Raw genomic sequence first — 22307 nt, 5'->3', positions numbered from 1 at the left:
TGGCACTATCGCTAGCCTGCCCTGCCCGATAAATAGTTTCCAATAATACATTCTAAAGTTATAATTAGTCTGATGTTATATTTAACCTTGCGTCAGATCGAATATGTGGTGGCCGTTGCCCGTGCCGGAAGTTTGGCACAGGCAGCGCAAAACCTGCATGTGTCGCAACCGGCCTTGTCGGTCGCCCTTTCATTGGTGGAAAACCGGCTGGGGCAAAAGCTGTTTATCCGCCGCAAGGGCAGCCCGATCACCCTTACCGCCTTTGCCCAAAACTATATCGCCGAGGCTGAAACCCTGCTGGCACAGGCACAAAGGCTGGAAGACCCTGCCGCCCTGTCGCGCATTGTAAATGGCACCCTGACACTGGGTTGTTTTGATGATCTGGCACCGGGCCATCTTGCCCCGGTTTTAAAGGCCTTGCGAAGCGGCCTGCCCGATGTGGCGCTGCGCTGGCGCATTTGCGATTTTGAAAGTCTGGCGCGCAACATGCGCGAAGGCCAAATCGACCTTGCCATCACCTATGACCTCGGGCTCGACGCCGCGTTTGATAAAACAGAATTAAAAGCGGTTTCACCGCACGCCTTTATGGCCCCGGCGTCGCCACTGGCCCAGCGCACCAGCATCAGCCTTGCCGATCTGGCATTGCAACCGCTGATCCTGTTTGAGGAAGGCTTGTCGATCCGCCATATGCTGAACCTGTTTCGCCATGCCGACCATAATCCCACCGTCGCCCACCGGGTGCAATCGCTGGAAGTTATGCGCAGCCTTGCCGCCAACGGCGAAGGCATCGGCATTGCCTATACCCTGCCGCCTGGCAATTTTTCCTATGACGGTCATCCCCTTATTGCCCGCGAAATCGGGGATCATAGTGCAATTGAGCCCATCATTCTGGCCCGCAGCAATCATCATCCCAAATTGGCGGCTGCAAACAGTGCGCAACACATAATTTGCCGTATGTTCGGCGATCAAAATCAGAAAAACAGGCTCAACGCCTGAAAATAGCCGCCCAAAAGAGAGGCAAACTTACTTGCTACGTTCCTGCGATCAAATGATCTGCGGTACGTCTTTAGCGATATTCTCGGCCCGATAGGCGGACGGTGTTGTGCCGGTGATCTTTTTGAACGCCAGATTGAACGTTGATTTTGAATTAAATCCAATGCTGATCGCTATATCAAGGACCTGCCGATCCGGTTGCTCCACCAGCAAGCGCAAAGCATGCTCAATGCGCACCGAGTTAACAAAATCAAAAAAGCTTTTCCCGATATACCGATTTAGGACGAAGGAAAGCTGATTTGGTGTCACCCCGACAATTTGGGCCAGTTTGGGCATCGAAAGTAATGGATCAAATATTACCTCGTCCCGTGTAACCGTCTGATCCAAGCGTCGACAAATGCGCCTGACCTCATCTTCCCCCACAAGATTGCGCGATATTGCATTGCTGCCCCGCACACCTTCAGACGACAGAACCTCTTTCTCCATGGCCTCATAACCGCCAAACACACCGGCCTCGACAAAAAGAGCAGGGTTGCTTGCGATAACGTGACTAATACGAAAGAAGACCAAAACAAAACCGCAATGCGCAAGAATGATCAGCCATTCGCTTCTTAATACAAAAATATCAAACAGGTTAATCGCGGTATAAATTACAAATATGACACTTGTTTCAACGAGAAACTCGAAAGTCCAATTGCGCAATACCGCCCCATCAAGCCCAAACTGTTGTTGTACTTGCCTTTGATAGAGCAGGCATGTTTGCCATATCGCAATCATGTAGGCAAGAAACTGCCCGCAATACACCGCAATTATCGCCAGCATCAAAGCCGTTACGACGACAGGGGCCTGCCACTTGAACCCAAGTCCCTGATCTGTCAGCAACAGGTGATTGGCGTCTGCATTGGTACGAACAACCCAGACAACGGCTGAAATACAAACGGCAACAAGCAAAATAATGGCGAAATGTCTGGCGGGATGTGGGGCGGGGCGACCGGAAATTTCGCGAAAATACAAATAAATTGCCGGAATAGATGCAAACACAAAGGGAGAGAATAAAGGGGCAAGATACAAACGTATCAGGGGAGACAAGAAAACGTCGCAAACCTTATCGACAAAAATAATACAAACGACCGTCGCAAAAAATATCAACCACCGATTGGCCCGAAAGGCGCGTTTTCCTTCCTGAAGCAGCAATAATATTAAAAAAAGCGCCTGACCGATCCCGACGACGGCGATAATCAACAGGGCGACATCTTTCGGCTCAAGCATATTTCAGACCTACAAGAAATTAAAACGCAGCCCGGAATCGTGAATGATCCAAGGCATAGAACGTCAGCGATGCGCCACTATCGTGACTTCATCCATCCAAATCAATTGCGAACCGATAACGGTCCACGCCTCACCATACCGGGCGATAATTAACGAGGAACGCCATCGGGTAACCTCGACCGCATTTTTCTTCCATTCAACCCGGAACCGTATTTTTAATTATATTTAAGACGTTAACCACCACGGAGGCATCACCCGGAACAGCCAGCAAATGCGCCGGGCATGACGCGCAGTCCGAGCTGCCAAAACCGGCAACAGGAACCGAAAGTAAAAACTTGTCGCGTAAGCAGGTACATAAATCGCATTCATTACCACCGGGCACGGCCAGAACCGATATGACCTTTCCCACCGGGGCGGTTGTTAGCGCATCAATGTGCCAATGCGGTTTTTTATCGTTCGCACAATGGCGTTTAACCCGCGCAGCGATCCCGCCCGGGCCATTGGCACTGCCGCAATATAAATACTGCCCGCGCGCAATAACCCGGCCTGCAAACTGTTTGGGGGCAAGCTGCACATCTTCATTCACATCAATCGCCAGAACATAGGCTCCGGCTGCCTTTGGCAGCAGCCGGAGGGTTTGATCCGTGATGGGGGATAAAAACAGCATCGGTGCGTGTGCTTATAACAACAAATCAACCGACAGGCCGGGGCCGCGCTGGCCCGATGCCAGAACCGGTTCACAATTCGTGTTGATCCGGGCGGCGATGCGCTGGCGAAAGCCGCTAAAATGTTTCGAGGCGACCACATCCACCGCATGATCAAGGTGAACCTCGATCCGATAAACGCCGCCAACGGGGGTGCGGGTAAGCCCAAGGATTTTGCCTGACACGGCGTGTCCCAGATAAGACCCGGCAAAGCGTTTGCCTATACCAAGGTCTTCGATACTGATGGCGGTTGAATTGCGCCGTGTTACGGCAAGGGCCGTGTTCCAGTCGCGAAAGCCATAACTTTGGGCCATCAGTTCCAGACTGCCAGCGTGCGATACTGTCACATCACGGCTGGCCAGGGCCGCGCGCAGGCGTTTGGCCTGGACCTTCAAGGTGTCGGCGGCGTCACTGGAAAAGTTTTTGGGCGACCCGTTATCGGGGTCGATCGCAGTTTGTTTAATCGGGGTGTCCAAATGCATCTTCGTCTCCTGACAGGAGGCCGGGTGTTCGCATTGCCGGTCCGACGCGGAACCGATAAACATCAGATCGCAACATTCACCTTCCCTTGCGGGTGCGAACGGCTGGCTGTTGCAAAGCCGATAAAGGCAATAGCGCAAAGTTTGACAAAGTTCAACGCAATGATACCTGGCCCCCCAAAAGCAGCGGTAAATGTGCCCGGCTTCACAATACCGAGAATGCATTATGACCGCGATGCCGTTCAACCTGCCCGCCTTGATTGACAGCCCCGGTGGCGCAACATATACCAGAACCAACAATGAATTTTGGCAAATCCGCCCACCCGCACGGGCCACAGGATTTGCCCCAGAAAGGATGACAAACATGGCGATGGCAGCCCACGAAATTGAAACCATGATCAAGGAAGCCCTTCCCGATGCGCAGGTGCGAATCGAGGATTTGCGCGGCGACGGTGATCATTATGCTGCGATGGTTGTGTCCGAAGCATTTCGCGGCAAAACCCGCGTGATCCAGCATCAGATGGTTTATTCGGCCCTGAAAGGCAAAATGGGCGACGAATTGCACGCCCTGGCACTGCAAACCTCTGTTCCTGAATAAGCGCTTTTTATTTTTCGGAAATCCCACCCGATGCGCCGCCTTTAACCGGGCGCGCGCACCTGGTTTCCGGGGCCAGATTATGCCCCAATAACTGACCCTGGTTCATCTGATATGTCGAACACGCACAAACCCGCCCTGATCGGGGCGGGTCCATTGGCCGGCCTGTTTGCCTTTATGACCTGGGGGGTCGCCGGGGCCTATTTTCATGCGGTTGGCTTTGCCGATGCGATGGAAATTCTAAGCCACCGCATCCTGTGGTCGGCCATTTTAACCCTGGTTTTAATCTTTGCCCTGGGCCGCCAGAAAGCCCTGATGGATTTGCTGCGCTCCGCCCGCACGATGGGGCTGTTATTTATTACCAGCCTGCTGATTGCCGGGAACTGGCTGATTTATATCTGGTCGGTCAACCACGGACATGCGCTTGAAGCCAGCCTTGGCTATTACATCATGCCCCTGATCATGCTGGTGCTGGGACGGATTTTTCTCAATGAAAAGCTTAACCGCACTCAGATCCTGTCGGTTGTGATCGTCGCGGCCGGGGTTGTGAACCTGCTGATCTTTTTTGGCACCCTGCCCTGGATCGCGCTGAGCCTGGCCTTCCTGTTTGGTTTTTACGGCTTGCTGCGCAAAATGATCCCGGCCGACCCGATTGCCGGGCTGTTTGTGGAATGCCTGACATTATTGCCCGTCGCGATGATTTATCTGGGCTGGTTGCAAAGCAACGGGCAAATGGCGTTCCTCCATACCGGGACCGGCCACGACGCCTTGCTGATCGGTTTGGGCGTCATGACAACCATACCGCTGGTGATGTTTGCCTTTGCCGCACGCAACATGAAATTTGGCGCCCTGGGATTAATGCAATATATTAACCCGACGCTGCAGTTGTTCGTCGCGGTCTTGTTGTTTGGTGAAAACTTTACCCGCGCCCATCTGATCACGTATATTTTTGTCTGGTGCGGTTTGGCCCTTTTTACCTGGGATAATTTGCGCACAGCACGCCATTTGCGCGCCAACAGTTGACATAAACGCCGCAGAGCGCCATATCTTCGGCCAGAAACACTTATATCAGCGGTAGCATGCAGCGCCGCATTTATCACAGTCAAGGATACCCGCAATGTCCGAAAATCCGGTTTTTGAACGCATCCAGAAGGATATCGACGCTAACGATGTCGTTTTGTTCATGAAAGGAACCTCCATGTTCCCGCAATGCGGCTTTTCCGCCGCTGTTGTGCAGGTTCTCTCCGAACTTGGCGTTCCGTTCAAGGACGTGAATGTTCTGGTTGATCCGGCCATCCGTCAGGGGATCAAGGATTTCTCGAACTGGCCGACCATTCCCCAGCTTTACGTCAAAGGCGAATTTGTTGGCGGCTGCGATATCATTCGCGAAATGTTTGCCAATGGCGAACTTGGCCAGCATATGCGTGAAAAAGGTGTGGCTGCGGCCGCCTGATTTTCGCATTTCGCATCTGATTTGTAAAACACGCCCGGCGATTTCATCGCGGGCGTGTTTTTTATTGGGCCATTCCTGCCATCTACCAACTGGTGCTATCTTGCGCTGCTGGCCTGTTTTTCGTTCTTGTTTCCGTTCTTGCCGGGCGCTTGTGGCACCGGGAACAACACATCATAGGCCCAGTTAAAAACAAACGCATACACCAGATAAAACGCCGAAAACGATATATCCATCATAAAAGCCTGCAACAGGCTGACATGCAAATACCAGGCGATCAGCGGCATTAAAACAACCAGCAAGCCCGCCTCGAACAAAACAGCATGCGCCACGCGCAACACGATTGTTTTGTTAACATGGCCCCAAAGCGCGACCATGGCGCGATCAAACAGCAGATTAAAAACATAGTTCCACAGCGCCGCCAGAACGGCACTAAACAGGGCCACCACGCCAATATCATGGATGGGCATGTTAAAAACCCATGTGCCCAGCGGGGCAACAATGGCAAAACCGATAATTTCAAAGCTGAGAGTATGACGGATACGATCCAGTGTTGTGCGCATGGCGACCTCTTATTTTATCGGGTCGTCCCGAACATATAAAACCCAAGGCGGGCGAGGTCGTCCTCGTTTTGCCATCCCATTTTGCCCGAACATAGCGGATGGATCAAACACCATCAAATAACGGGCACAAAAAAACGCCCGCTGAAAACAGCGAGCGTTTCTTTTTGTATTCGGCGAAACCTGCGAAGCAGATTAACGCGAATAGAATTCGACAACCAGGCTCGGCTGCATCTGAACCGGATACGGGACTTCGGCGAATTTCGGGACGCGCACGAAAGTACCTTTGAAGGCTTTCGGGTCAACTTCGACATATTCGGGAATGTCACGTTCTGCCAGAACAGCAGCTTCGAGAACCATCGGAATTTCGCGCGAAGCCGATTTGATTTCGACAACGTCGCCTTCCTTGACCAGGTAAGAAGGAATGGTGACCTTCTTGCCATTGACCAGGATGTGGCCGTGGTTCACGAACTGACGTGCAGCAAACACGGTCGGAACGAATTTCATACGGTAAACAACAGCGTCAAGACGGGTTTCGAGAATCCCGATCAGGGTTTCCGAGGTATCACCCGGGCGACGCGATGCTTCTTTGAAATAACGCAGGAACTGTTTTTCCGAGATCGAACCATAGTAGCCTTTAAGCTGCTGTTTTGCGAACAGCTGGATACCATAATCGGTCGGTTTTTTACGACGGGTCGCGCCGTGCATACCCGGACCATATTCGCGCTTGTTCAGCGGCGATTTGGAACGGCCCCAAAGGTTTACACCAAGGCGGCGGTCAATTTTATGCTTTGCAGCAATACGTTTCGACATTGTAAACTCTCTTTTTTAAAAGTGCTTTGTTGTCCCGATAGTTTCTGCAAAACAACCTGCTTGCAGAACGGGGACGCAGAACCTTTGCCGCGACCCGCTTTCTCGGAAGTGAGGCGCAATATAGAGATGAATCCCCGCGAGTCAAACCAAAACCGCAGAAAACCAGCCTGTTCATACGATTCTTCCTGTCTTTTTTCGGTTCATTGGCGGTAACGCGATCATCGCCAACAATTTTTTCTCAAAAAATCCGATCCAGCCCCCCGCCCCTTGCGTAACCATTATTACCATGCGTGTTCAGACCGGATCAGCTCTTGGGACCCGTTTTGACAATAATGAAGCTACGCGGCGAAACACGCAGGATAAAAAAAGACAAGTCGCGAGCGAACAAGCGTAGGACATCGAGACAATGAAATTTCGTTCCCTGATGGTTATTGCGTCCGCAACAATGGCCCTGACCCTGGGTGCATGCTCGTCTGGCATGCATGCTGATAAATCTGACATGATGAAGGCCAGCACCGCCATGACACCGGAAAATCATGTGGTGATGGTGGGCGGCGCGCCGATGTATCCGTCGAAAAACATCATTGAAAATGCCGTAAATTCCAAAGACCACACCACACTGGTCGCCGCCGTCAAGGCCGCAGGCCTGGTCGATACCCTGTCGGGCCCGGGTCCGTTTACGGTTTTCGCCCCCACCAACGATGCATTTGACAAATTGCCCGCCGGTACGGTCGACACCCTGTTAAAACCGGCCAACAAACCGACCCTGACCAAGATCCTGACCTATCATGTTGTTCCTGGCACCCTGACGGCCAAGGATTTGATGGAAAAAGCCATGATGATGGGCGGCATGTATAAAATGACCACCGTTGAAGGCGGCACCCTGACCGCCGAAATGAAGGACGGTGCGCTTTATATTGTCGATGAAAAAGGCAACTGGTCAAAAGTCACCACTGCCAATGTCATGCAGTCAAACGGCGTGATCCATGTGGTTGATACCGTATTGATGCCAAACTAACCGGCACATCCTCTCACACACGACAGACCTTACATTCCGTAAACGGCAAAGCCCCCGGATTTATCTCTCCGGGGGCTTTTTATGTGCTGTCGTCACAACAAGTTATACCAAACTGCACTGATCGAAACCGATCAATGCAGCCCTCAGTCGGCGGGCGGGCTTCTACAAAGCCCTTGCCTTTCGCGGCACAGGCCGCGCGGCGCAGTCGCGCCTAACCAGACCTCCATGAGTCATCCTCAGTGAGATCTGGTATTACGGGCTTGCAAACCGTGGGCAGACCCAACAATCAGGTTTTCGGTTTTGGTTTGTGCTTGGCCCCGCGCATGGCGGAAACCATCCCGCGAATGGTTTGCACTTCCTGATGGGTCAAACTCATGCGGTTAAAAATATTGCGGATGTTGCGTTCCATCGCCGGGCGCTTGGCCTCAACGCGGAAAAAACCCGACTCATCAAGTTCATATTCCAGATGTGCTAACATCCGTGCGACCTCGTCATGGGCGGCGGGGAACGAATCGTTCATCATCATCTGGTAATCGGGCACATTCACCCCGGCCTGCCACCATTCATAGCCAATCAGCAACACCGCCTGTGCGAGGTTAAGCGAAGTAAAGCCCGGGTTTAACGGCACGGTCACCACGGCATCCGCCATGGCGATATGTTCATTACGCACACCGGTGCGTTCCGGCCCGAACATCACGCCAATTTTTTCGCCCTTGCCAATATTGGCACGCATTTCCGGGGCAAGACCACGCGGGGTAAAAACCGGTTTCACCGCATCGCGGGTGCGCGCTGTTGTCACGTAAATCCGGTTTAAATCGGCCAGCGCATCGTCTTCGTGTTCGAACACTTTGGTATTGTCGATCACAATATCGGCTCCCGATGCATTGGCCGTGGCCCGTTCATTGGGCCAGCCATCGCGCGGGCGCACCAGGCGCAAATCAACCAGACCACAATTCAGCATCGCGCGCGCGGCCTTGCCGATATTATCGCCAAGCTGCGGTTCGATTAAGATAATAACGGGTGGGTTAACCACGCCTGCCGTTTCGGGGCGGGCCGCAGTTGGGGTATCGCTCATCCCCTGAAGTCTCCTGTTGTCTCAATCGGCACAGATTACACACCAGCCAATAACCGGCACCAATCCATAAAGGCGGCAAACCCGCCCGTGATTGCGGGCTGCTTTAGCATTTCCTGCCGCATAGCACCAGTATCAGCACGCATAACTTTGCAAACCCGGCACCGGGTGCCGCCAACAGCCCCCGGTTAACCGAAATGCGCTCATGGATCAGGAATGTTGGCTGCGGATACCCGCCTTAAACAGTTTGTAACTTATGGAATCACGCAACGCATTATAAGACGCCTCGATAATATTGCCCGACACCCCGACTGTGGACCAGCTATTGCCTTCGGCATCGCGGCTTTCGATCATCACGCGGGTAACAGCACGGGTGCCATCGCCCCGTGTTATGATCCGCACCTTGTAATCGATCAGCTCGATCGGGGCGATCACTTCGCGGTATTCCGGCACGGTGAGCAACACCTTGCGCAAGGCGGCATCAAGGGCGTTGACCGGGCCGTTACCCTCGGCCACCGACATAAACTGTTCATCGCCCACCACCACCTTTACCGTGGCTTCGGACATCGTAATAACCTGTTCGTCCTGCTCATCGACCCAGCGGCGTTCATCGATCACGCGAAACGATGTGACACGGAAATAACGTTCCAACTGCCCCATCGCCTTTCGCGCCAAAAGCTCAAAGCTGGCTTCGGCCCCGTCATAGGCGTAACCGTCAAATTCGCGCTGCTTAACCAGTTCGACAAGTTTGCCAACCGCTTCGGATTTCGGATCAACCTCGACGCCAATTTCACGAAACCGCGCCAGAATATTGGATCGTCCGGCCTGATCGGACACCAGAATGTGGCGCTGGTTGCCAACTTTTTCCGGTTCAACATGTTCGTAACAGGCCGGGTTTTTCTCGACCGCGGACACATGCAATCCGCCCTTATGGGCAAAGGCCGAATCGCCCACATAGGCTGCCTGCCGGGTCGGCTCGCGGTTAAGCCGGTCATCAAGAATGTGCGAAATACGGCGCAGCTGGGTTAACTGTTGTGCGCTAACTCCCACATCATAACCCATTTTCAACATCAGGGTCGGGATGATGGAAATCAGGTTGGCATTGCCGCACCGCTCGCCAAGACCATTTAACGTGCCCTGAATTTGCCGCGCCCCGGCCCGCACGGCCGCCAGCGAATTGGCAACTGCGTTTTCGGTATCGTTATGGCAATGAATGCCAACGTGGCTTCCGGGAATGCGCGTACAGACATCGGTTACAATTTCGAAAATTTCATCGGGCAATGTGCCGCCATTGGTGTCGCACAGCACAACCCAGCGCGCCCCGGCATCATAGGCCGCCCCAATGGCCGACAGGGCATAATCGCGATTGGCTTTATAACCATCAAAGAAATGCTCGGCATCAAACAGCACTTCCTCGCTATGCTGTTTTACATGCGCGACCGATTCCGAAATCATCGCGATGTTTTCATCAAGTTCGATGCCCAGGGCTTCGGTTACCTGAAAATCCCAGCTTTTCCCCACCATGCACACCACCGGCGCATTCTGGATTAACGTAGTTAACCCCGGATCATTCGATGCCGAACGCCCCGCACGCCGTGTCATGCCAAAGGCTGTCAGGCGGGAATTTTTCAGTTTGGGCGGATTGGCAAAAAACGCATCATCGGTGGGGTTTGCCCCGGGCCAACCGCCTTCAATATAGTCAATCGACAGCTCGTCCAGTGCCTTGGCAATCGCGGTTTTATCCGCGGCTGAAAAATCGACGCCCTGGGTTTGTTGGCCGTCGCGCAAGGTACTGTCGTAAAGATAGACGCGCTTGTCAGACATATTGGTTCCAAATCTGCATTTATGCGGTGCCACGCGGGCAGCCTGTGAAAAACGGGTATCTTCCCGCGCCCTTTTTGCCGGGGCGGTCTGGCAAATTGCCGCAAAACCACGCGGGGCGCAACCTCGTTACGCCCGCAAGCAAAAAATCGGTAAATTCCGCCATTTCACCGCCTTTCGAGTAGCAGACCTGTCCCCATGCATGATTGTGCCGCACCGGGCGGTAGCATTATATTGTGACATACACTTATAGGTGCATTTGATGAAATACCTCAACACAGCGTTGTTATCCGTGCGTATATCGACTTACTCTTGATGTTAAGGAAATAGTCATATGGGTCGCGTTCTTCCCGCATCGGACGATCTTATTTTTCTGGGTGGGCTGACATGGCACCGCGACGGCAAACATTGCTGGCGCGCCGCCGACCGGTTTGCGGAATATACCATTTGCCGCGATGTTGATGACAGATGGCATGGCTACTGGATGCGCAACGGCATTAAAACCCGTGCCGAATGGTCCTGCCCAACGATTGAAACCTATGCCGAGTACCTGATTGATCAGGTGCGTCATGCACGGCTGGAAATTGACTGACCGGGTCGCAATCCTTGCGAAATAATGATCGTCAGTCCGCGCCGGTATTCACCGCCAGACAATGCCCCGCCGTCATGGACGTTCTGTAATCTGTGCTGCCCCACGTTAAATACCGCCCGAAAATGACGGCATTTCCCCCCCATGCAAACAAGGCTACCGGGCCGTTTCACAACGCCACACACAGCCAAATGCCAAACGGTCCGGTTTGGCTGGTTTCACCACACGGCAAAGCAAGAATGGTTGCGTTCCTGTGACAAGGGCTTATGTCTGGGGCAAGTTCATTCATAACAAAAGGTCCCGGCATGACCCAAACGACCAAAATGCAGATCGACATTGTTTCCGACGTTGTCTGCCCGTGGTGCATTATCGGCTACAAACATCTTGAACAGGCCCTGGAAAATCTGGAAGGGCAGCTTGATGTGAAATTGCGCTGGCACCCGTTCGAGCTGAACCCCGAAATGGGGCCGGAAGGGCAGGAACTGCGCGAACATATCAATGAAAAATACGGGCTAAGCCCGGATCAAAGTGCCGAAAACCGCGACCGCATCCAGATGATGGGGGAAAATGCCGGTTTTGACATCCAGTTCAGTTCAGATAGCCGCATTTACAACACGTTCGATTGCCATCGCATGCTGTATTGGGCGGGCAAACACGGCAAACAAACCGAATTGAGCATGGCGCTGTTCCGGTCCTATTTTCAGGACGGCGAAAACCCCGGCGACCACGGCGTTATAAAACGCTGCTGCGAAGAAGTGGGGCTGTCGCCCGAAGAAGCCGGTGAAATTCTGGCCAGCGACACATTTACCAGCGAAGTTCGCGCGGAAGAAGAAGAGTTTAAAAGTGTTGGCATCACTTCGGTTCCGACCTATGTGGTCAATGGCAAATACGCCATTAGCGGCGGCCACCCGCCCGAAGTTTTTGAACAGGCCCTTTCCGAAATCGCCCGTGGCGCGACTGGCGACGAATAAGCCTGCCAACCACCCGATTACATTCTTTTGGCAAAGCCCGGCGATATTCGTCGGGCTTTGTTCGTTTGTGCCAAACCTCTGTGCCAAACCTCATTGATCGCAACCGATCAACAAAGCGCGCTTCGGTGGGCGGGCTTTTTCACCGCCCGCCATCCTGACATGCCCCGTCAGCATTATTCACAACCGGGCTTTCAACAATCGACGCCGCCCCGCCATTGGCATATGCTTTTGGAACAGATCAAACAACAGGCGGGCGTCATGACGGAATTTCAGCTGTATTTACCCGGTATTTTGCTCGCTTATGCGGCCTTGCTGGTCGGCCTGATCAGCCCCGGCCCGGCTTTGATGGCGCTGATGGGGGTGTCGCTTGGCGAGGGCCGCCGGGCGGGGCGCTTTTTTGCCCTTGGCATTGGCAGCGGGTCGCTTTGCATTGGCGCGATCACGCTGTCGGGGCTGTCGGCCCTGCTGCTTGCCTATGCCGATGCCATGTTTGCCATCCGTATTGCCGGGGGCTGCTATTTATTATGGCTGGCATTCAAGGCCCTGAAATCGGCTTTTCGCCCGGCAACCAATGATGCAAAACCGGAAAATGGCCCGCAACGCGCCCCAAGCCATTATTTCAGCCGCGGGTTCGCGCTTCACCTTACCAATCCCAAAGCCATCCTGACCTGGATCGCCATCATCTCCATCGGTTTTCAGCCCGGCGCACCCTTGTGGGTTGGCATGGTCATTGTGGCAGGCTGCGGGATTTTATCGACATTGATCCACCTGTTTTATGCCACAGCCTTTTCGACCCGGCCGGTGATTGCGCTCTATCGGCGCATGGCGCGCTGGATCAATGGTATTTTGGGCGTGTTTTTTGCTGCCATTGGCGTGAAACTGTTGTTAAGCCGCTAGCTCACCTGCCCGTGCCGCCGCCCGTCGCATCGCGCGGCATTACACCGTATGAAAACGTTATTCTATAAAGCCGACTTTATCGGTTTGGTGGTGTGTGCTGTTTAACCGCCCCGGCGGCGTAGCAACCGGTTTGCGCGTTACGCCACTTTTGGCATCCATCCACCCCCCCAATATGGCCAGCCACGCCGCCACCAGCGGCAACCATGCAATATCCTGGTCCATCGCCCACAATGTCAGGCTGGTGATCAGGCACCACAAAACCGGCGCGGGCAGCAATATCCAGCGCCAGGTCCCACGCGCCAGCAACAACAATCCCAATGTGCCAATCATTGTCGGGTCGGGCGCGCTGCCAAACAGTTCTGCTGCCATCATATCGCGCCCGGAAAACAGGCTGAAAAACGGATAAACCGGAATGGCGAGAACCAGCAACGCAACCCCGGCCATGCTGGAAAAATCACCGCGCCAGCAAAACTGCAGCGGCGTTTTACGCACGGCAAACACCGCCAGCATCAGAGTTTCAAACCCGAATAGCGGCAAGACATAGGGCACCGCCCAATTGATCGGCTGGTAATAATAGCCCATAAAAACCGCACCGGACCACGCCCACATGAGCGCCAGTATCACCGGCACCAACCGGCACAACCAGCGCTGCCTGTCTGCCCCGGCTCCGGTTCCGGATCGTAACACCAGAACAACCAAGCCCGCCCCGGCCAGATACAGCGCCAGATTAACCGGCCAGAACGCCAAATTAAAACTGGCAAACAACCGGTAATAAACCCGGGTGGAAAACAGCAAAAAATCAATCAGATGATAATCCCACCAATCCGTCACAGGGCATCCCCTATGGCATTGGCGATGGCGTGGCGCATTTTTTCATCGGGCAGGATGTCGGGCAGGATATCGGTTTTTCCCGCGTTTCCGCCTTTGTCGGGCATGGCAGCAGCAAGGTTTTCGCGCACATGATCCACCTTTGTGGTCGCGGGAATGGCGCAGGTTACCGCAGGGTGCGAAATGATATATTTCAAAATCAGTTGCGCCCAGCTTTGCGCACCATAATCGCCCGCAAACCCGGGAAGAGCCTTCCCGCGCAGGGCCTTGGTCAAATGCCCGCCGCGAAAGGGGCGGTTAATGATAACGGCAATGCCACGTTCCTGTGCCATTGGCAAAATACGATTTTCAACCGCGCGGTCCAGCGGGTTATAGGTCACCTGAATAAAATCCAGGGGTTCGCGCTGCATGATCACAGATAACAATTCGTGGCGGCGTTGATGCGATGTCGTAACGCCGATATATCCCAGTTCACCGGCAGCTTTTTTGGCCTGTAACATGGGTAACTGGTCTTCCCAGTCCAGCATGTTATGCACCTGGAGCAAATCAAACCGCGATATACCCCAGTTTTTCGCACTTTGGGCAATTTGCTCAGCCCCGCCATTTTCATCACCGGTCCAGACCTTGTCGGTGGCAAAAACCTGATCGCGGGCAATGCCCAAGGCGGCCAGCCCATGGCCGATGGTCGCCTGCGATGACCCATACATTGGCGATGAATCAATCATTTTGCCGCCGCCGGCAAAAAACGCGCCCATTACATCGGCGCAGTTCTTTAGCAAAACCGGGTCATTACCGACGTTAAAGGTAATCCAGCTGCCCAGACCAATCGCCGGTATTGTTTCACCGCTGGCGGGGATTTTACGGTGCAGCCCCCCGGAACCAGACACAACCTGCTGCGCGCGGGCCATGCCCATAAAGGGCACACCGGCACCGGCAAAGGCCACAGCCCCCAACCGGGCGGCCCCCGTCAAAAATGTGCGTCGACTGATATCAGCAAAGGTCATGTTAGCATTTCCTTTGATCATCCGTGGTTCGTATCGCAGCCCAAGGGTGCAGCAAAACAGCCCCGCATGCAAGGAACGCCATTTTGCCCCCCAACCCCGCCATTTTTCAAAGAAAAAGGCGCCCCGGTTTCCCGGTGGCGCCTTTTGCAAAGGTCAGAAAAGAACAGATCAGCCGCGTTTCCAGCTTGTCCCGTCTTTGAAATCTTCCAGAATAATACCGCGTGCCAGCAAATCATTGCGGATCTGATCGGCCACGGCAAAATCGCGGTTTTTCTTGGCGTCCGCCCGCTTGGTAATCAACGCGTCAATTTCCGCGGCTTCATCGGCGTCACCGCCAGCTGTAAACCAGCTATCAACATCGATTTCCAAAATGCCCAGCAATTCGGCTGCGGCCAGAACGCGGCCTTTGGCTTCGGCTTTTTTGCGGTCGTTTTTGGCTTTGTTTAACTGCGTGATCAGTTCATGGAATTCGGCAATCGCCAGCGGCGTGTTCAAATCATCGCACAACGCGTTTAGTACCCCGTCGGGCACGTCGGCATCTTCATGAATGATGTAGGATGTCTGACGCAGGGCCGTATAAAAACGGTCCAGCGCTTCTTTGGCCTGACGCAGGTTATCAAGGGTCCAGTTGATTGGCTGATGATAATGCGTGCTCATCATCGCCAGGCGAATGGCTTCGCCCGGCCAGTTTTCCAGCAATTCATGCACGGTGACAAAATTGCCCAGCGACTTGGACATTTTTTCGCCTTCAACCATTAAATGGCCGTTATGCATCCAGTATTTGGCATAGCTGGACCCATGATTAGCGCAGCAGCTTTGGGCAATTTCGTTTTCATGATGCGGAAACACCAGATCAATCCCGCCGCCATGAATGTCAAAATTTTCACCCAGATAGCGCGTCGCCATCGCCGAGCATTCAATATGCCAGCCCGGACGGCCCCGGCCCCACGGGCTGTCCCAGCCCGGCGTGTTATCGTCGGATGGTTTCCACAACACGAAATCTGCCGGGTCTTTTTTATAAGGCGCAATTTCAACCCGGGCACCGGCAATCATTTCATCGCGGTTGCGCCGCGATAATTTGCCGTATTGTTCATATTTCGATACCGCAAACAGCACATGACCTTCGGCAGCATAGGCAAAACCCTGTTCGATCAGGTTTTCGCACATGGCGATCATATCGGGGATATGGTCGGTCGCGCGCGGTTCAATATCGGGCTTGTCCGCGTTTAACGCGTCCATATCTTCAAGATAGGCCTGATGGGTGCGTGCCGTAATCGCCGAAATGCTTTCGCCACTGTCGCGCGCGCGCTGATTGATTTTATCATCAATGTCGGTAACGTTACGAACATAGGTGACGTTCGGATACAGATAGCGCAACAGGCGTACCAGCGTATCAAACACCACAACCGGGCGGGCATTGCCAACATGGGCATAGTCATAAACCGTTGGTCCGCAGACATACAACCGTACATTTTCGTCATCAATCGGTTCAAAAACCTGCTTTTCGCGGGTCAGGCTGTCGTAAATGCGCAGTTCTGGATATGTATCAGTCATATTTTTCAAGGTCCGTTCAAATGGCGTAAGGGCGGCTGTCAGTTTCGGGCGGTCTGAGCTAAATCAGACCGCCGTGCCACACAGCCGCGCACGGGCCTTTTCACTGCCAATAAGCGGCAGCATTGCCGACATTTCCGGGCCATGTTCGCGCCCGGTCAGGGCTTTGCGCAACGGCATGAACAACTGCTTTCCTTTACGCTCGGTTGCTTCCTTAAGCGCACCGGTCCAGCTTTTCCAGCTGGTGGCATCCAGTGCGCCCTGGGGCAATATATCGGCGGCCTGACGCAAAAATTCGGCATCTGCTTCGTCAATTTCAGGCACGGTCACGGCGTGGATCACATCCCACCATTCGCGGGCTTCGGCCACACGCCAGCAATTGCCACGCACTGCCAGCCAGAAACCTTCGTCAATATCGTCCATCCCCGCCGCAACCAGTTTGTCGCGCGCCTGGTCATAGGGCATTTCATGAACGATTTTTTCGTTCAGCGATGCCAAATCAGCCGGGTCAAACTTTGGCGTGGCGCGGCCATAGGCCGAAATATCAAACGTGGCGATGGCTTCGCGCATGGTCGCAGGTTCGATCCGGTCAGACGCGCCAAGCCCGGTCAGAAGCCCAACCAGGGCGGGCACTTCAAAGCCGTCATTGCGCAATTCGCGCAGCGACAGGCTGCCCAGCCGTTTGGAAAGCTGGGATCCGCCCGGCCCGGCCAAAAGCGGGGTATGACCAAAATCAAGCCCGCCTGCCTTGCCGCCCAGCGCCATATAAACCAGAATTTGCGCCACGGTATTGGTCACATGGTCTTCACCGCGAATGATATGGGTGACACCCATTTCAAGGTCATCAACCACCGAGCCCAGCATATAAAGCAACGATCCGTCTTCGCGGATCAGAACCGGGTCCGAGACATGTTCGGTATCAAAATGGCACAGGCCACGGCACATATCGTTCCATTCCACCACGCCATCGGGCAGCAGGAAACGCCAATAGGGCGTGCGCCCTTCGGCTTCCAGTGTCCGGATCTCGGCAGGGTCAAGGATCAGGGCCTTGCGATCATAAATGAAAGGCTGGTGGCGCTGGCGGGCGGCCTTGCGTTTCCAGTTCAGTTCGCCTTCCGTTTCATAGCACGGATAAAGCAGCTTTTCGGCTTTCAGCTTTTCAATCGCGACGTCGTATTTGTCCTGACGCAGGGACTGGCGTTCCTCGCGGTCCCAGTCGATGCCAAGCCAGCGCAAATCTTCGCGAATGGCATCAACATATTCATCCTTGGAGCGTTCCGGGTCGGTATCGTCAAAGCGCAGGATAAATTCGCCGCCATGCTTGCGGGCATACAGCCAGTTCATCATCGCCACACGGGCATTGCCCACATGAAGCAAGCCGGTCGGGCTGGGCGCAAAGCGTAAAACAGGTTTTTTCATATCAATATTTTTCAAACAAAATCTATTTCAGGTAACCAGATTGGTAAAACCATTGGTAATCGGATAGCGCCGGTCGCGGCCAAAGGCGCGCGGCGTAATCTTCACCCCCGGCGGGGCTTGTCGGCGTTTATATTCGGCCCGGTCCAGCAAACGCCATACCCGGCGCACAGTTGCCTCGTCATGGCCGCTGGCAACAATGTCGGAAACACTGCGTTCCCCTTCAATCATTTGATGAAGTATATCATCAAGAACGTCATAGGGGGGCAAACTGTCTTCGTCTTTCTGGTCCGGGCGCAATTCAGCCGAGGGCGGCTTGGTAATGATCCGTTCGGGGATCACCATGCCATCGGGGCCAAAAACACCTTGCGGGCAATGCGCATTGCGCCAGTGGCACAGGGCAAATACCGTGGTTTTATAAAGGTCTTTTAAAACCGAATACCCACCGCACATATCGCCATACAGGGTCGCATACCCCACCGACATTTCCGATTTGTTGCCTGTGGTTAACACCATATGACCAAACTTGTTGGAAAGACCCATCAGGATAATGCCACGCGAGCGCGCCTGAATGTTTTCCTCGGCAATATCGGGGTCGCGCCCGGCAAAGGCCGGGGCCAGCATGGTGCCAAAGGCCTCCATCGCTGGGCCGATATTAATGCTTTCAATGCCGGTTTTTAACATGTCAGCGCAAATTTGCGCATCTTCCAGACTATCGGCCGAGGTATAGGGCGATGGCATCATCGCCAGACGCACCCGCTCCGCCCCCAGCGCATCGACCGCCACCGCAGCCGACAGGGCCGAATCAATCCCGCCCGACATGCCAATCACCACACCGGGAAAGCCGTTTTTATTAACATAATCACGCAGGCCCAAAACCAGCGTCTGGTAAATGGCATCCAGCCCCGATGGATAACGCGCATCGGGTGCTGCATCATCACAATACCATTTGCCGTCGCCATCGCGTAACCAGTTTGAAATCTGAACCGATTCGGCAAAGGCCGGCAGGGCAACAGCAAGGTTACCTTCGGCATTTAACCCGAACGACCCGCCATCAAAAACCAGTTCGTCCTGACCGCCAACTTCATTGCAATAAATCATCGGCAGGCCGCATTCCAGAACCCGGTCACGGATCAACTGGCGACGCAGCCCGTCCTTGTCAGCTTCAAAGGGCGACCCGTTAGGTACCAGCATAAATTCGGCACCGCGCCCGGCCAGATGGGCCACCACATGGGGCGTCCACACATCTTCGCAAATCGGAACCCCCAGCTTGATCCCGCGAAAATCAACGACATCGGGCATGGGACCGGCGGCAAAAACGCGTTTTTCGTCAAAGACACCATAATTGGGCAAATCATTTTTGGCGCGCACGGTTTCAATGGTGCCGCCATCAATCAGCAACACGGCATTATAGCGGGCACCGTTAAATTCCCACGGGGTGGTCAGCAACAGGGCCGGTCCGTTTTTGCGCGAAGCCGTGCGTTTGCAAATATCTTCAACCGCATTTTTCAAATGACGCATAAAAGACGGTTTCATCACCAGGTCTTCGGGCGGATAGCCCGATAACACCAGTTCAGAATAAAGGACAATATCCGCGCCCCTGGCGGCCGCAGATTCCCAGGCAGCCACAATTTTTTCCGCATTTCCGGCAATATCGCCGACAATGGGGTTCAACTGGGCAATGGCAATGGCGAGTTTGTTTTTCATGTTGTTTGGAATAGGAGGGGTCCGCCCGCAAGTCAATTGCGGAAATTGCAATAGCCCCCGACGGTTTTACAACCCGCCAGCCAACACGACCCGCCACACAGCCTAAAGCGCCATCGCCGCGTCGATTTCATCCTGGCTCATGGTTTTGGCTGAACCATGAATGATCGAACTGGCAACATCCATAAACCGCTGTAAAGCCGCTGTCGTGCTGTTGGCGGTCATGCGGATAATTTCCGGGTTGCCTTCATTAATCACGACGGCAAGCTGTTCGTTGGCACGCAACACCACCGCATTCATATGTTCGATGGTTTCCTCAAACGGGCGGCGAAATTTATCGGGCACATGGTCATAGGCCTCGATCGCCAGTTCACGATCGGAAAAGGCGCTATCGTGAAAATGCTGTTGATAGCCTTTCGGCGCCCATTCCTGACAATCTTCAAGCATATCGGGCATATCGGGCACCATTTCCAACAACATAACGATTTCGTTGAAATGATTCAGATAATCCGTTGCAAGCAGGGTTGCCGAGGAAATGTTGGTTCCCTCAACCTTCTTTTGCCAGAGTGCAAAATCGTCATCGGCTGACATGTTCGCGGTTATCCCTCTCTCGCCGGCAAGTGCGCCCTGTTTCTTTTATATGCTAAAGGACAAGCATCGCATCAATATCAATCTGAAACAAATTCCCAAATAGGGATGTTTCGACCGCTTTTACGCATAAAAATACCTCAAAAACATTGTCCAAATGGTCAATATCACGAAGAAAAAAGGGCGCCCGGCAAACCGGACACCCTTTCCAACATCTGTAGCAGCAATTTACGGGTCATTCAAATCGTTCAGGCGCTGGCCTGCAATTCGTCCCGCACATTGTCGCGTTCCTGTTTAATCATTTCCGCCATCAGAAACGCCAGTTCAAGGGCCTGGGCCCCGTTCAGGCGCGGATCACAATGGGTGTGGTAACGATCCGACAGGCTGTCTTCGGTAATCGCCTGCGCGCCGCCGATGCATTCGGTCACATCGGTGCCGGTCATTTCAAAATGAACGCCACCGGCATGGGTACCTTCGGCCTTGTGGATGTCAAAAAATGTTTTGACCTCGCCCAGGATCGAATCAAACGCCCGGGTTTTGTACCCGTTGCTGGCCTTGACTGTATTGCCATGCATCGGATCGCACGACCATACAACCTTGCGGCCTTCGGCTTGAACACGGCGCACCAGACGCGAAAGATGTTCGGCCACCTTGCCCGACCCCATCCGGCAAATCAGGGTCAAACGCCCTGCTTCATCGGCGGGGTTCAGAATGTCGATCAGGCGGATCAGGTCATCTTCTTCAATCGTCGGGCCGCATTTAAGACCAATCGGGTTTTTAACCCCGCGCAAAAATTCGACATGCGCGCCGTCAGGCTGGCGGGTACGATCACCAATCCACAGCATATGGGCCGAACAATCGTAATACTGGCCGGTCAGGCTGTCCTGACGGGTCAGGGCTTGCTCGTAGCCCAGCAACAAGGCCTCGTGCGAGGTATAAAAATCGGTTTCGCGCATTTGCGGGGCGGTTTCGGGCGTAATGCCACAGGCCCGCATAAAGGCAACGGCTTCATCGATCTGGGTGCTCATCTGGCGATATCGTTCCCCTGCGGGGCTGTTATCAACAAATGACAGGTTCCAGCGATGGATCTGGTTCAGATCGGCAAAACCACCCTGGGCAAAAGCCCGCAACAGGTTCAGCGTCGAGGCTGACTGGTTATAGGACTTGATCTGGCGCTGCGGGTCTGGCGTGCGCGATTCTTCGGTAAATTCGATCCCGTTAACATTGTCACCGCGATAGCTGGGCAGTTCCACGCCGTTGATCGTTTCCATATCGGATGATCGCGGCTTGGCAAACTGGCCGGCCATACGGCCAACCTTGACCACCGGGCACGACGCGCCATAGGTCAAAACCACCGCCATCTGCAACATCACCTTAAAGGTGTCGCGGATGTTGTTGGGATGAAATTCCTTAAAACTTTCGGCGCAATCTCCACCTTGCAACAAGAAGGCCTTGCCTTCCGCGACGGCACCCAGTTTTTCCTTAAGCGCACGCGCTTCGCCAGCAAATACCAAAGGAGGATAGCTGCCGAGCTCTTGTTCTACGCCCTTCAGGGCCTGTGCATCCGGATATGACGGAATCTGCTTCGCAGGCAGTTTCCGCCAACTATCAATGCTCCAGCTCTTGCTCATTTGCTTCCTCTCCATCGGATGTCTCTTTCAACACCCCTAGTATATCATCATTTATATCGTGCGACCCGATTTATCCGGGCCAAAACCCGCCATTTGCCGGGTCCAACTAGATAAGGGTTTTGTGTCGCGGTTTCCAGTCTTTCCCGCACCGCCACAACATAAAAATGGCAAATTTTTGCCAATACTGCGCAATTGCACGCAAAATTCCACTCATTTTAACCACCAATGGATGAAACGCCCAATCCCGTCCACACGCCACGCGCACATTGCCATTGCGAATCCGCCGTCCCATCAGGCCAAATTCTTGTCTGGTTGAACGGAACATATTTTGCCGTCATCAGGACCGCCACTTCG

General features: G+C 53.9%; 22 protein-coding genes. 8 read left to right on the top strand and 14 right to left on the bottom strand.

Annotation, left to right across the window (positions count from 1 at the left end):
* Positions 1-72: 72 nt before the first annotated feature.
* Positions 73-996 carry a LysR family transcriptional regulator gene (locus TMES_RS06640; protein WP_085580688.1) on the top strand — a complete coding sequence of 308 codons (924 nt, stop codon included), beginning with the start codon at positions 73-75 and terminating at the stop codon, positions 994-996.
* A gap of 48 nt (positions 997-1044) precedes the next feature.
* On the opposite strand, the gene TMES_RS06635 is transcribed toward TMES_RS06640, so the two are convergent.
* From TMES_RS06635 to TMES_RS06625, 3 genes are all read right to left on the bottom strand, one after another.
* Positions 1045-2262: an AraC family transcriptional regulator gene (locus tag TMES_RS06635; protein ID WP_085580686.1), complete on the bottom strand. Its 1218-nt coding sequence runs from the start codon at positions 2260-2262 to the stop codon at positions 1045-1047.
* A gap of 196 nt (positions 2263-2458) precedes the next feature.
* Positions 2459-2929, bottom strand: a complete 471-nt coding sequence (locus tag TMES_RS06630) for a GIY-YIG nuclease family protein (RefSeq protein ID WP_085580684.1) — start codon at positions 2927-2929, stop codon at positions 2459-2461.
* Positions 2930-2941: 12 nt separating this feature from the next.
* Complete coding sequence (locus tag TMES_RS06625) at positions 2942-3448, bottom strand: glyoxalase superfamily protein (protein ID WP_245835240.1); 507 nt, start codon at positions 3446-3448, stop codon at positions 2942-2944.
* Between the two features lie 361 nt (positions 3449-3809).
* On the opposite strand from TMES_RS06625, the gene TMES_RS06620 reads away from it, so the two are divergent.
* The 3 genes from TMES_RS06620 (at position 3810) to grxD (ending at position 5493) form a co-directional block, all read left to right on the top strand.
* Positions 3810-4043, top strand: a complete 234-nt coding sequence (locus tag TMES_RS06620; protein WP_085581238.1) for a BolA family protein — start codon at positions 3810-3812, stop codon at positions 4041-4043.
* A 111-nt stretch (positions 4044-4154) separates the two neighbouring features.
* Positions 4155-5063 (top strand): EamA family transporter RarD, encoded by a 909-nt coding sequence (gene rarD / locus TMES_RS06615; RefSeq protein ID WP_085580682.1) that lies wholly within the window; start codon positions 4155-4157, stop codon positions 5061-5063.
* A gap of 94 nt (positions 5064-5157) precedes the next feature.
* Positions 5158-5493, top strand: a complete 336-nt coding sequence (gene grxD / locus TMES_RS06610; protein WP_085580680.1) for a Grx4 family monothiol glutaredoxin — start codon at positions 5158-5160, stop codon at positions 5491-5493.
* Positions 5494-5588: 95 nt separating this feature from the next.
* Here the strand turns inward: grxD and TMES_RS06605 are convergent, their stop codons facing one another.
* A complete protein-coding gene (locus TMES_RS06605) occupies positions 5589-6053 on the bottom strand; it encodes a PACE efflux transporter (RefSeq protein WP_085580678.1) in 465 nt (154 codons plus the stop codon).
* 192 nt (positions 6054-6245) lie between these two features.
* Positions 6246-6863 (bottom strand): 30S ribosomal protein S4, encoded by a 618-nt coding sequence (rpsD, locus tag TMES_RS06600; protein WP_085580677.1) that lies wholly within the window; start codon positions 6861-6863, stop codon positions 6246-6248.
* Positions 6864-7269: 406 nt separating this feature from the next.
* Here rpsD and TMES_RS06595 point away from each other — a divergent pair, with 406 nt between their 5' ends.
* The gene (locus tag TMES_RS06595) at positions 7270-7881 is read left to right on the top strand and encodes a fasciclin domain-containing protein (RefSeq protein WP_245835239.1); all 612 of its coding nucleotides are present in this window, start codon (positions 7270-7272) and stop codon (positions 7879-7881) included.
* Positions 7882-8167: 286 nt separating this feature from the next.
* Here TMES_RS06595 and TMES_RS06590 read toward each other — a convergent pair whose 3' ends face one another.
* Positions 8168-8956 (bottom strand): RNA methyltransferase, encoded by a 789-nt coding sequence (locus tag TMES_RS06590; RefSeq protein ID WP_085580675.1) that lies wholly within the window; start codon positions 8954-8956, stop codon positions 8168-8170.
* A gap of 207 nt (positions 8957-9163) precedes the next feature.
* Complete coding sequence (gene cimA, locus TMES_RS06585) at positions 9164-10777, bottom strand: citramalate synthase (RefSeq protein WP_085581234.1); 1614 nt, start codon at positions 10775-10777, stop codon at positions 9164-9166.
* A 331-nt stretch (positions 10778-11108) separates the two neighbouring features.
* Here cimA and TMES_RS06580 point away from each other — a divergent pair, with 331 nt between their 5' ends.
* The 3 genes from TMES_RS06580 to TMES_RS06570 all read left to right on the top strand — a co-directional run bounded on the left by TMES_RS06580 (position 11109) and on the right by TMES_RS06570 (position 13231).
* Positions 11109-11366, top strand: a complete 258-nt coding sequence (locus tag TMES_RS06580) for a hypothetical protein (RefSeq protein ID WP_085580674.1) — start codon at positions 11109-11111, stop codon at positions 11364-11366.
* Positions 11367-11668: 302 nt separating this feature from the next.
* Positions 11669-12334, top strand: coding sequence for a DsbA family oxidoreductase (locus TMES_RS06575; protein ID WP_085580672.1), 666 nt, complete (start codon positions 11669-11671; stop codon positions 12332-12334).
* A 258-nt stretch (positions 12335-12592) separates the two neighbouring features.
* Entirely contained in the window at positions 12593-13231 is a 639-nt protein-coding gene (locus TMES_RS06570; RefSeq protein WP_085581232.1) for a LysE family translocator, read from the top strand.
* 57 nt (positions 13232-13288) lie between these two features.
* Here TMES_RS06570 and TMES_RS06565 read toward each other — a convergent pair whose 3' ends face one another.
* The 7 genes from TMES_RS06565 to TMES_RS06535 all read right to left on the bottom strand — a co-directional run bounded on the left by TMES_RS06565 (position 13289) and on the right by TMES_RS06535 (position 21953).
* A complete protein-coding gene (locus tag TMES_RS06565; RefSeq protein ID WP_211275877.1) occupies positions 13289-14062 on the bottom strand; it encodes a DUF6064 family protein in 774 nt (257 codons plus the stop codon).
* Positions 14059-15063, bottom strand: coding sequence for an aldo/keto reductase (locus TMES_RS06560; protein WP_211275876.1), 1005 nt, complete (start codon positions 15061-15063; stop codon positions 14059-14061). Before TMES_RS06560 ends, TMES_RS06565 begins: the two co-directional genes overlap by 4 nt.
* Positions 15064-15231: 168 nt before the next feature.
* The gene (gene cysS / locus TMES_RS06555) at positions 15232-16617 is read right to left on the bottom strand and encodes a cysteine--tRNA ligase (RefSeq protein ID WP_085580670.1); all 1386 of its coding nucleotides are present in this window, start codon (positions 16615-16617) and stop codon (positions 15232-15234) included.
* Between the two features lie 63 nt (positions 16618-16680).
* Positions 16681-18033, bottom strand: a complete 1353-nt coding sequence (locus TMES_RS06550; RefSeq protein ID WP_085581228.1) for a glutamate--tRNA ligase — start codon at positions 18031-18033, stop codon at positions 16681-16683.
* A 27-nt stretch (positions 18034-18060) separates the two neighbouring features.
* The gene (locus tag TMES_RS06545) at positions 18061-19737 is read right to left on the bottom strand and encodes an NAD+ synthase (RefSeq protein ID WP_085580668.1); all 1677 of its coding nucleotides are present in this window, start codon (positions 19735-19737) and stop codon (positions 18061-18063) included.
* Positions 19738-19839: 102 nt separating this feature from the next.
* Positions 19840-20325, bottom strand: coding sequence for a hypothetical protein (locus TMES_RS06540; protein ID WP_085580666.1), 486 nt, complete (start codon positions 20323-20325; stop codon positions 19840-19842).
* Between the two features lie 245 nt (positions 20326-20570).
* On the bottom strand, positions 20571-21953 hold the full coding sequence (locus tag TMES_RS06535) for a class II 3-deoxy-7-phosphoheptulonate synthase (RefSeq protein ID WP_085580664.1): 1383 nt from the start codon (positions 21951-21953) through the stop codon (positions 20571-20573).
* Positions 21954-22307: the final 354 nt, after the last annotated feature.

Origin of the sequence: Thalassospira mesophila, from assembly GCF_002115755.1 — a bacterium.
In the GTDB taxonomy this organism is placed as follows: domain Bacteria; phylum Pseudomonadota; class Alphaproteobacteria; order Rhodospirillales; family Thalassospiraceae; genus Thalassospira; species Thalassospira mesophila.
Note: the sequence above shows the minus strand (reverse complement) of the source record. Positions and strands in the feature narration are given on the sequence as shown.

Bases quoted from the DNA above. Each gene is read 5' to 3' on its own strand.
- TMES_RS06535 (WP_085580664.1), bottom strand. From the start codon at position 21,953: ATGAGCAAGAGCTGGAGCATTGATAGTTGGCGGAAACTGCCTGCGAAG.
- TMES_RS06640 (WP_085580688.1), top strand. From the start codon at position 73: ATGTTATATTTAACCTTGCGTCAGATCGAATATGTGGTGGCCGTTGCC.
- TMES_RS06620 (WP_085581238.1), top strand. From the start codon at position 3,810: ATGGCGATGGCAGCCCACGAAATTGAAACCATGATCAAGGAAGCCCTT.
- TMES_RS06545 (WP_085580668.1), bottom strand. From the start codon at position 19,737: ATGAAAAACAAACTCGCCATTGCCATTGCCCAGTTGAACCCCATTGTC.
- cimA (WP_085581234.1), bottom strand. From the start codon at position 10,777: ATGTCTGACAAGCGCGTCTATCTTTACGACAGTACCTTGCGCGACGGC.
- TMES_RS06570 (WP_085581232.1), top strand. From the start codon at position 12,593: ATGACGGAATTTCAGCTGTATTTACCCGGTATTTTGCTCGCTTATGCG.
- TMES_RS06560 (WP_211275876.1), bottom strand. From the start codon at position 15,063: ATGACCTTTGCTGATATCAGTCGACGCACATTTTTGACGGGGGCCGCC.
- grxD (WP_085580680.1), top strand. From the start codon at position 5,158: ATGTCCGAAAATCCGGTTTTTGAACGCATCCAGAAGGATATCGACGCT.
- TMES_RS06595 (WP_245835239.1), top strand. From the start codon at position 7,270: ATGAAATTTCGTTCCCTGATGGTTATTGCGTCCGCAACAATGGCCCTG.
- TMES_RS06625 (WP_245835240.1), bottom strand. From the start codon at position 3,448: ATGCATTTGGACACCCCGATTAAACAAACTGCGATCGACCCCGATAAC.
- TMES_RS06635 (WP_085580686.1), bottom strand. From the start codon at position 2,262: ATGCTTGAGCCGAAAGATGTCGCCCTGTTGATTATCGCCGTCGTCGGG.
- TMES_RS06540 (WP_085580666.1), bottom strand. From the start codon at position 20,325: ATGTCAGCCGATGACGATTTTGCACTCTGGCAAAAGAAGGTTGAGGGA.
- TMES_RS06590 (WP_085580675.1), bottom strand. From the start codon at position 8,956: ATGAGCGATACCCCAACTGCGGCCCGCCCCGAAACGGCAGGCGTGGTT.
- TMES_RS06550 (WP_085581228.1), bottom strand. From the start codon at position 18,033: ATGAAAAAACCTGTTTTACGCTTTGCGCCCAGCCCGACCGGCTTGCTT.
- TMES_RS06630 (WP_085580684.1), bottom strand. From the start codon at position 2,929: ATGCTGTTTTTATCCCCCATCACGGATCAAACCCTCCGGCTGCTGCCA.
- TMES_RS06580 (WP_085580674.1), top strand. From the start codon at position 11,109: ATGGGTCGCGTTCTTCCCGCATCGGACGATCTTATTTTTCTGGGTGGG.
- rarD (WP_085580682.1), top strand. From the start codon at position 4,155: ATGTCGAACACGCACAAACCCGCCCTGATCGGGGCGGGTCCATTGGCC.
- rpsD (WP_085580677.1), bottom strand. From the start codon at position 6,863: ATGTCGAAACGTATTGCTGCAAAGCATAAAATTGACCGCCGCCTTGGT.
- TMES_RS06575 (WP_085580672.1), top strand. From the start codon at position 11,669: ATGACCCAAACGACCAAAATGCAGATCGACATTGTTTCCGACGTTGTC.
- cysS (WP_085580670.1), bottom strand. From the start codon at position 16,617: ATGACTGATACATATCCAGAACTGCGCATTTACGACAGCCTGACCCGC.
- TMES_RS06605 (WP_085580678.1), bottom strand. From the start codon at position 6,053: ATGCGCACAACACTGGATCGTATCCGTCATACTCTCAGCTTTGAAATT.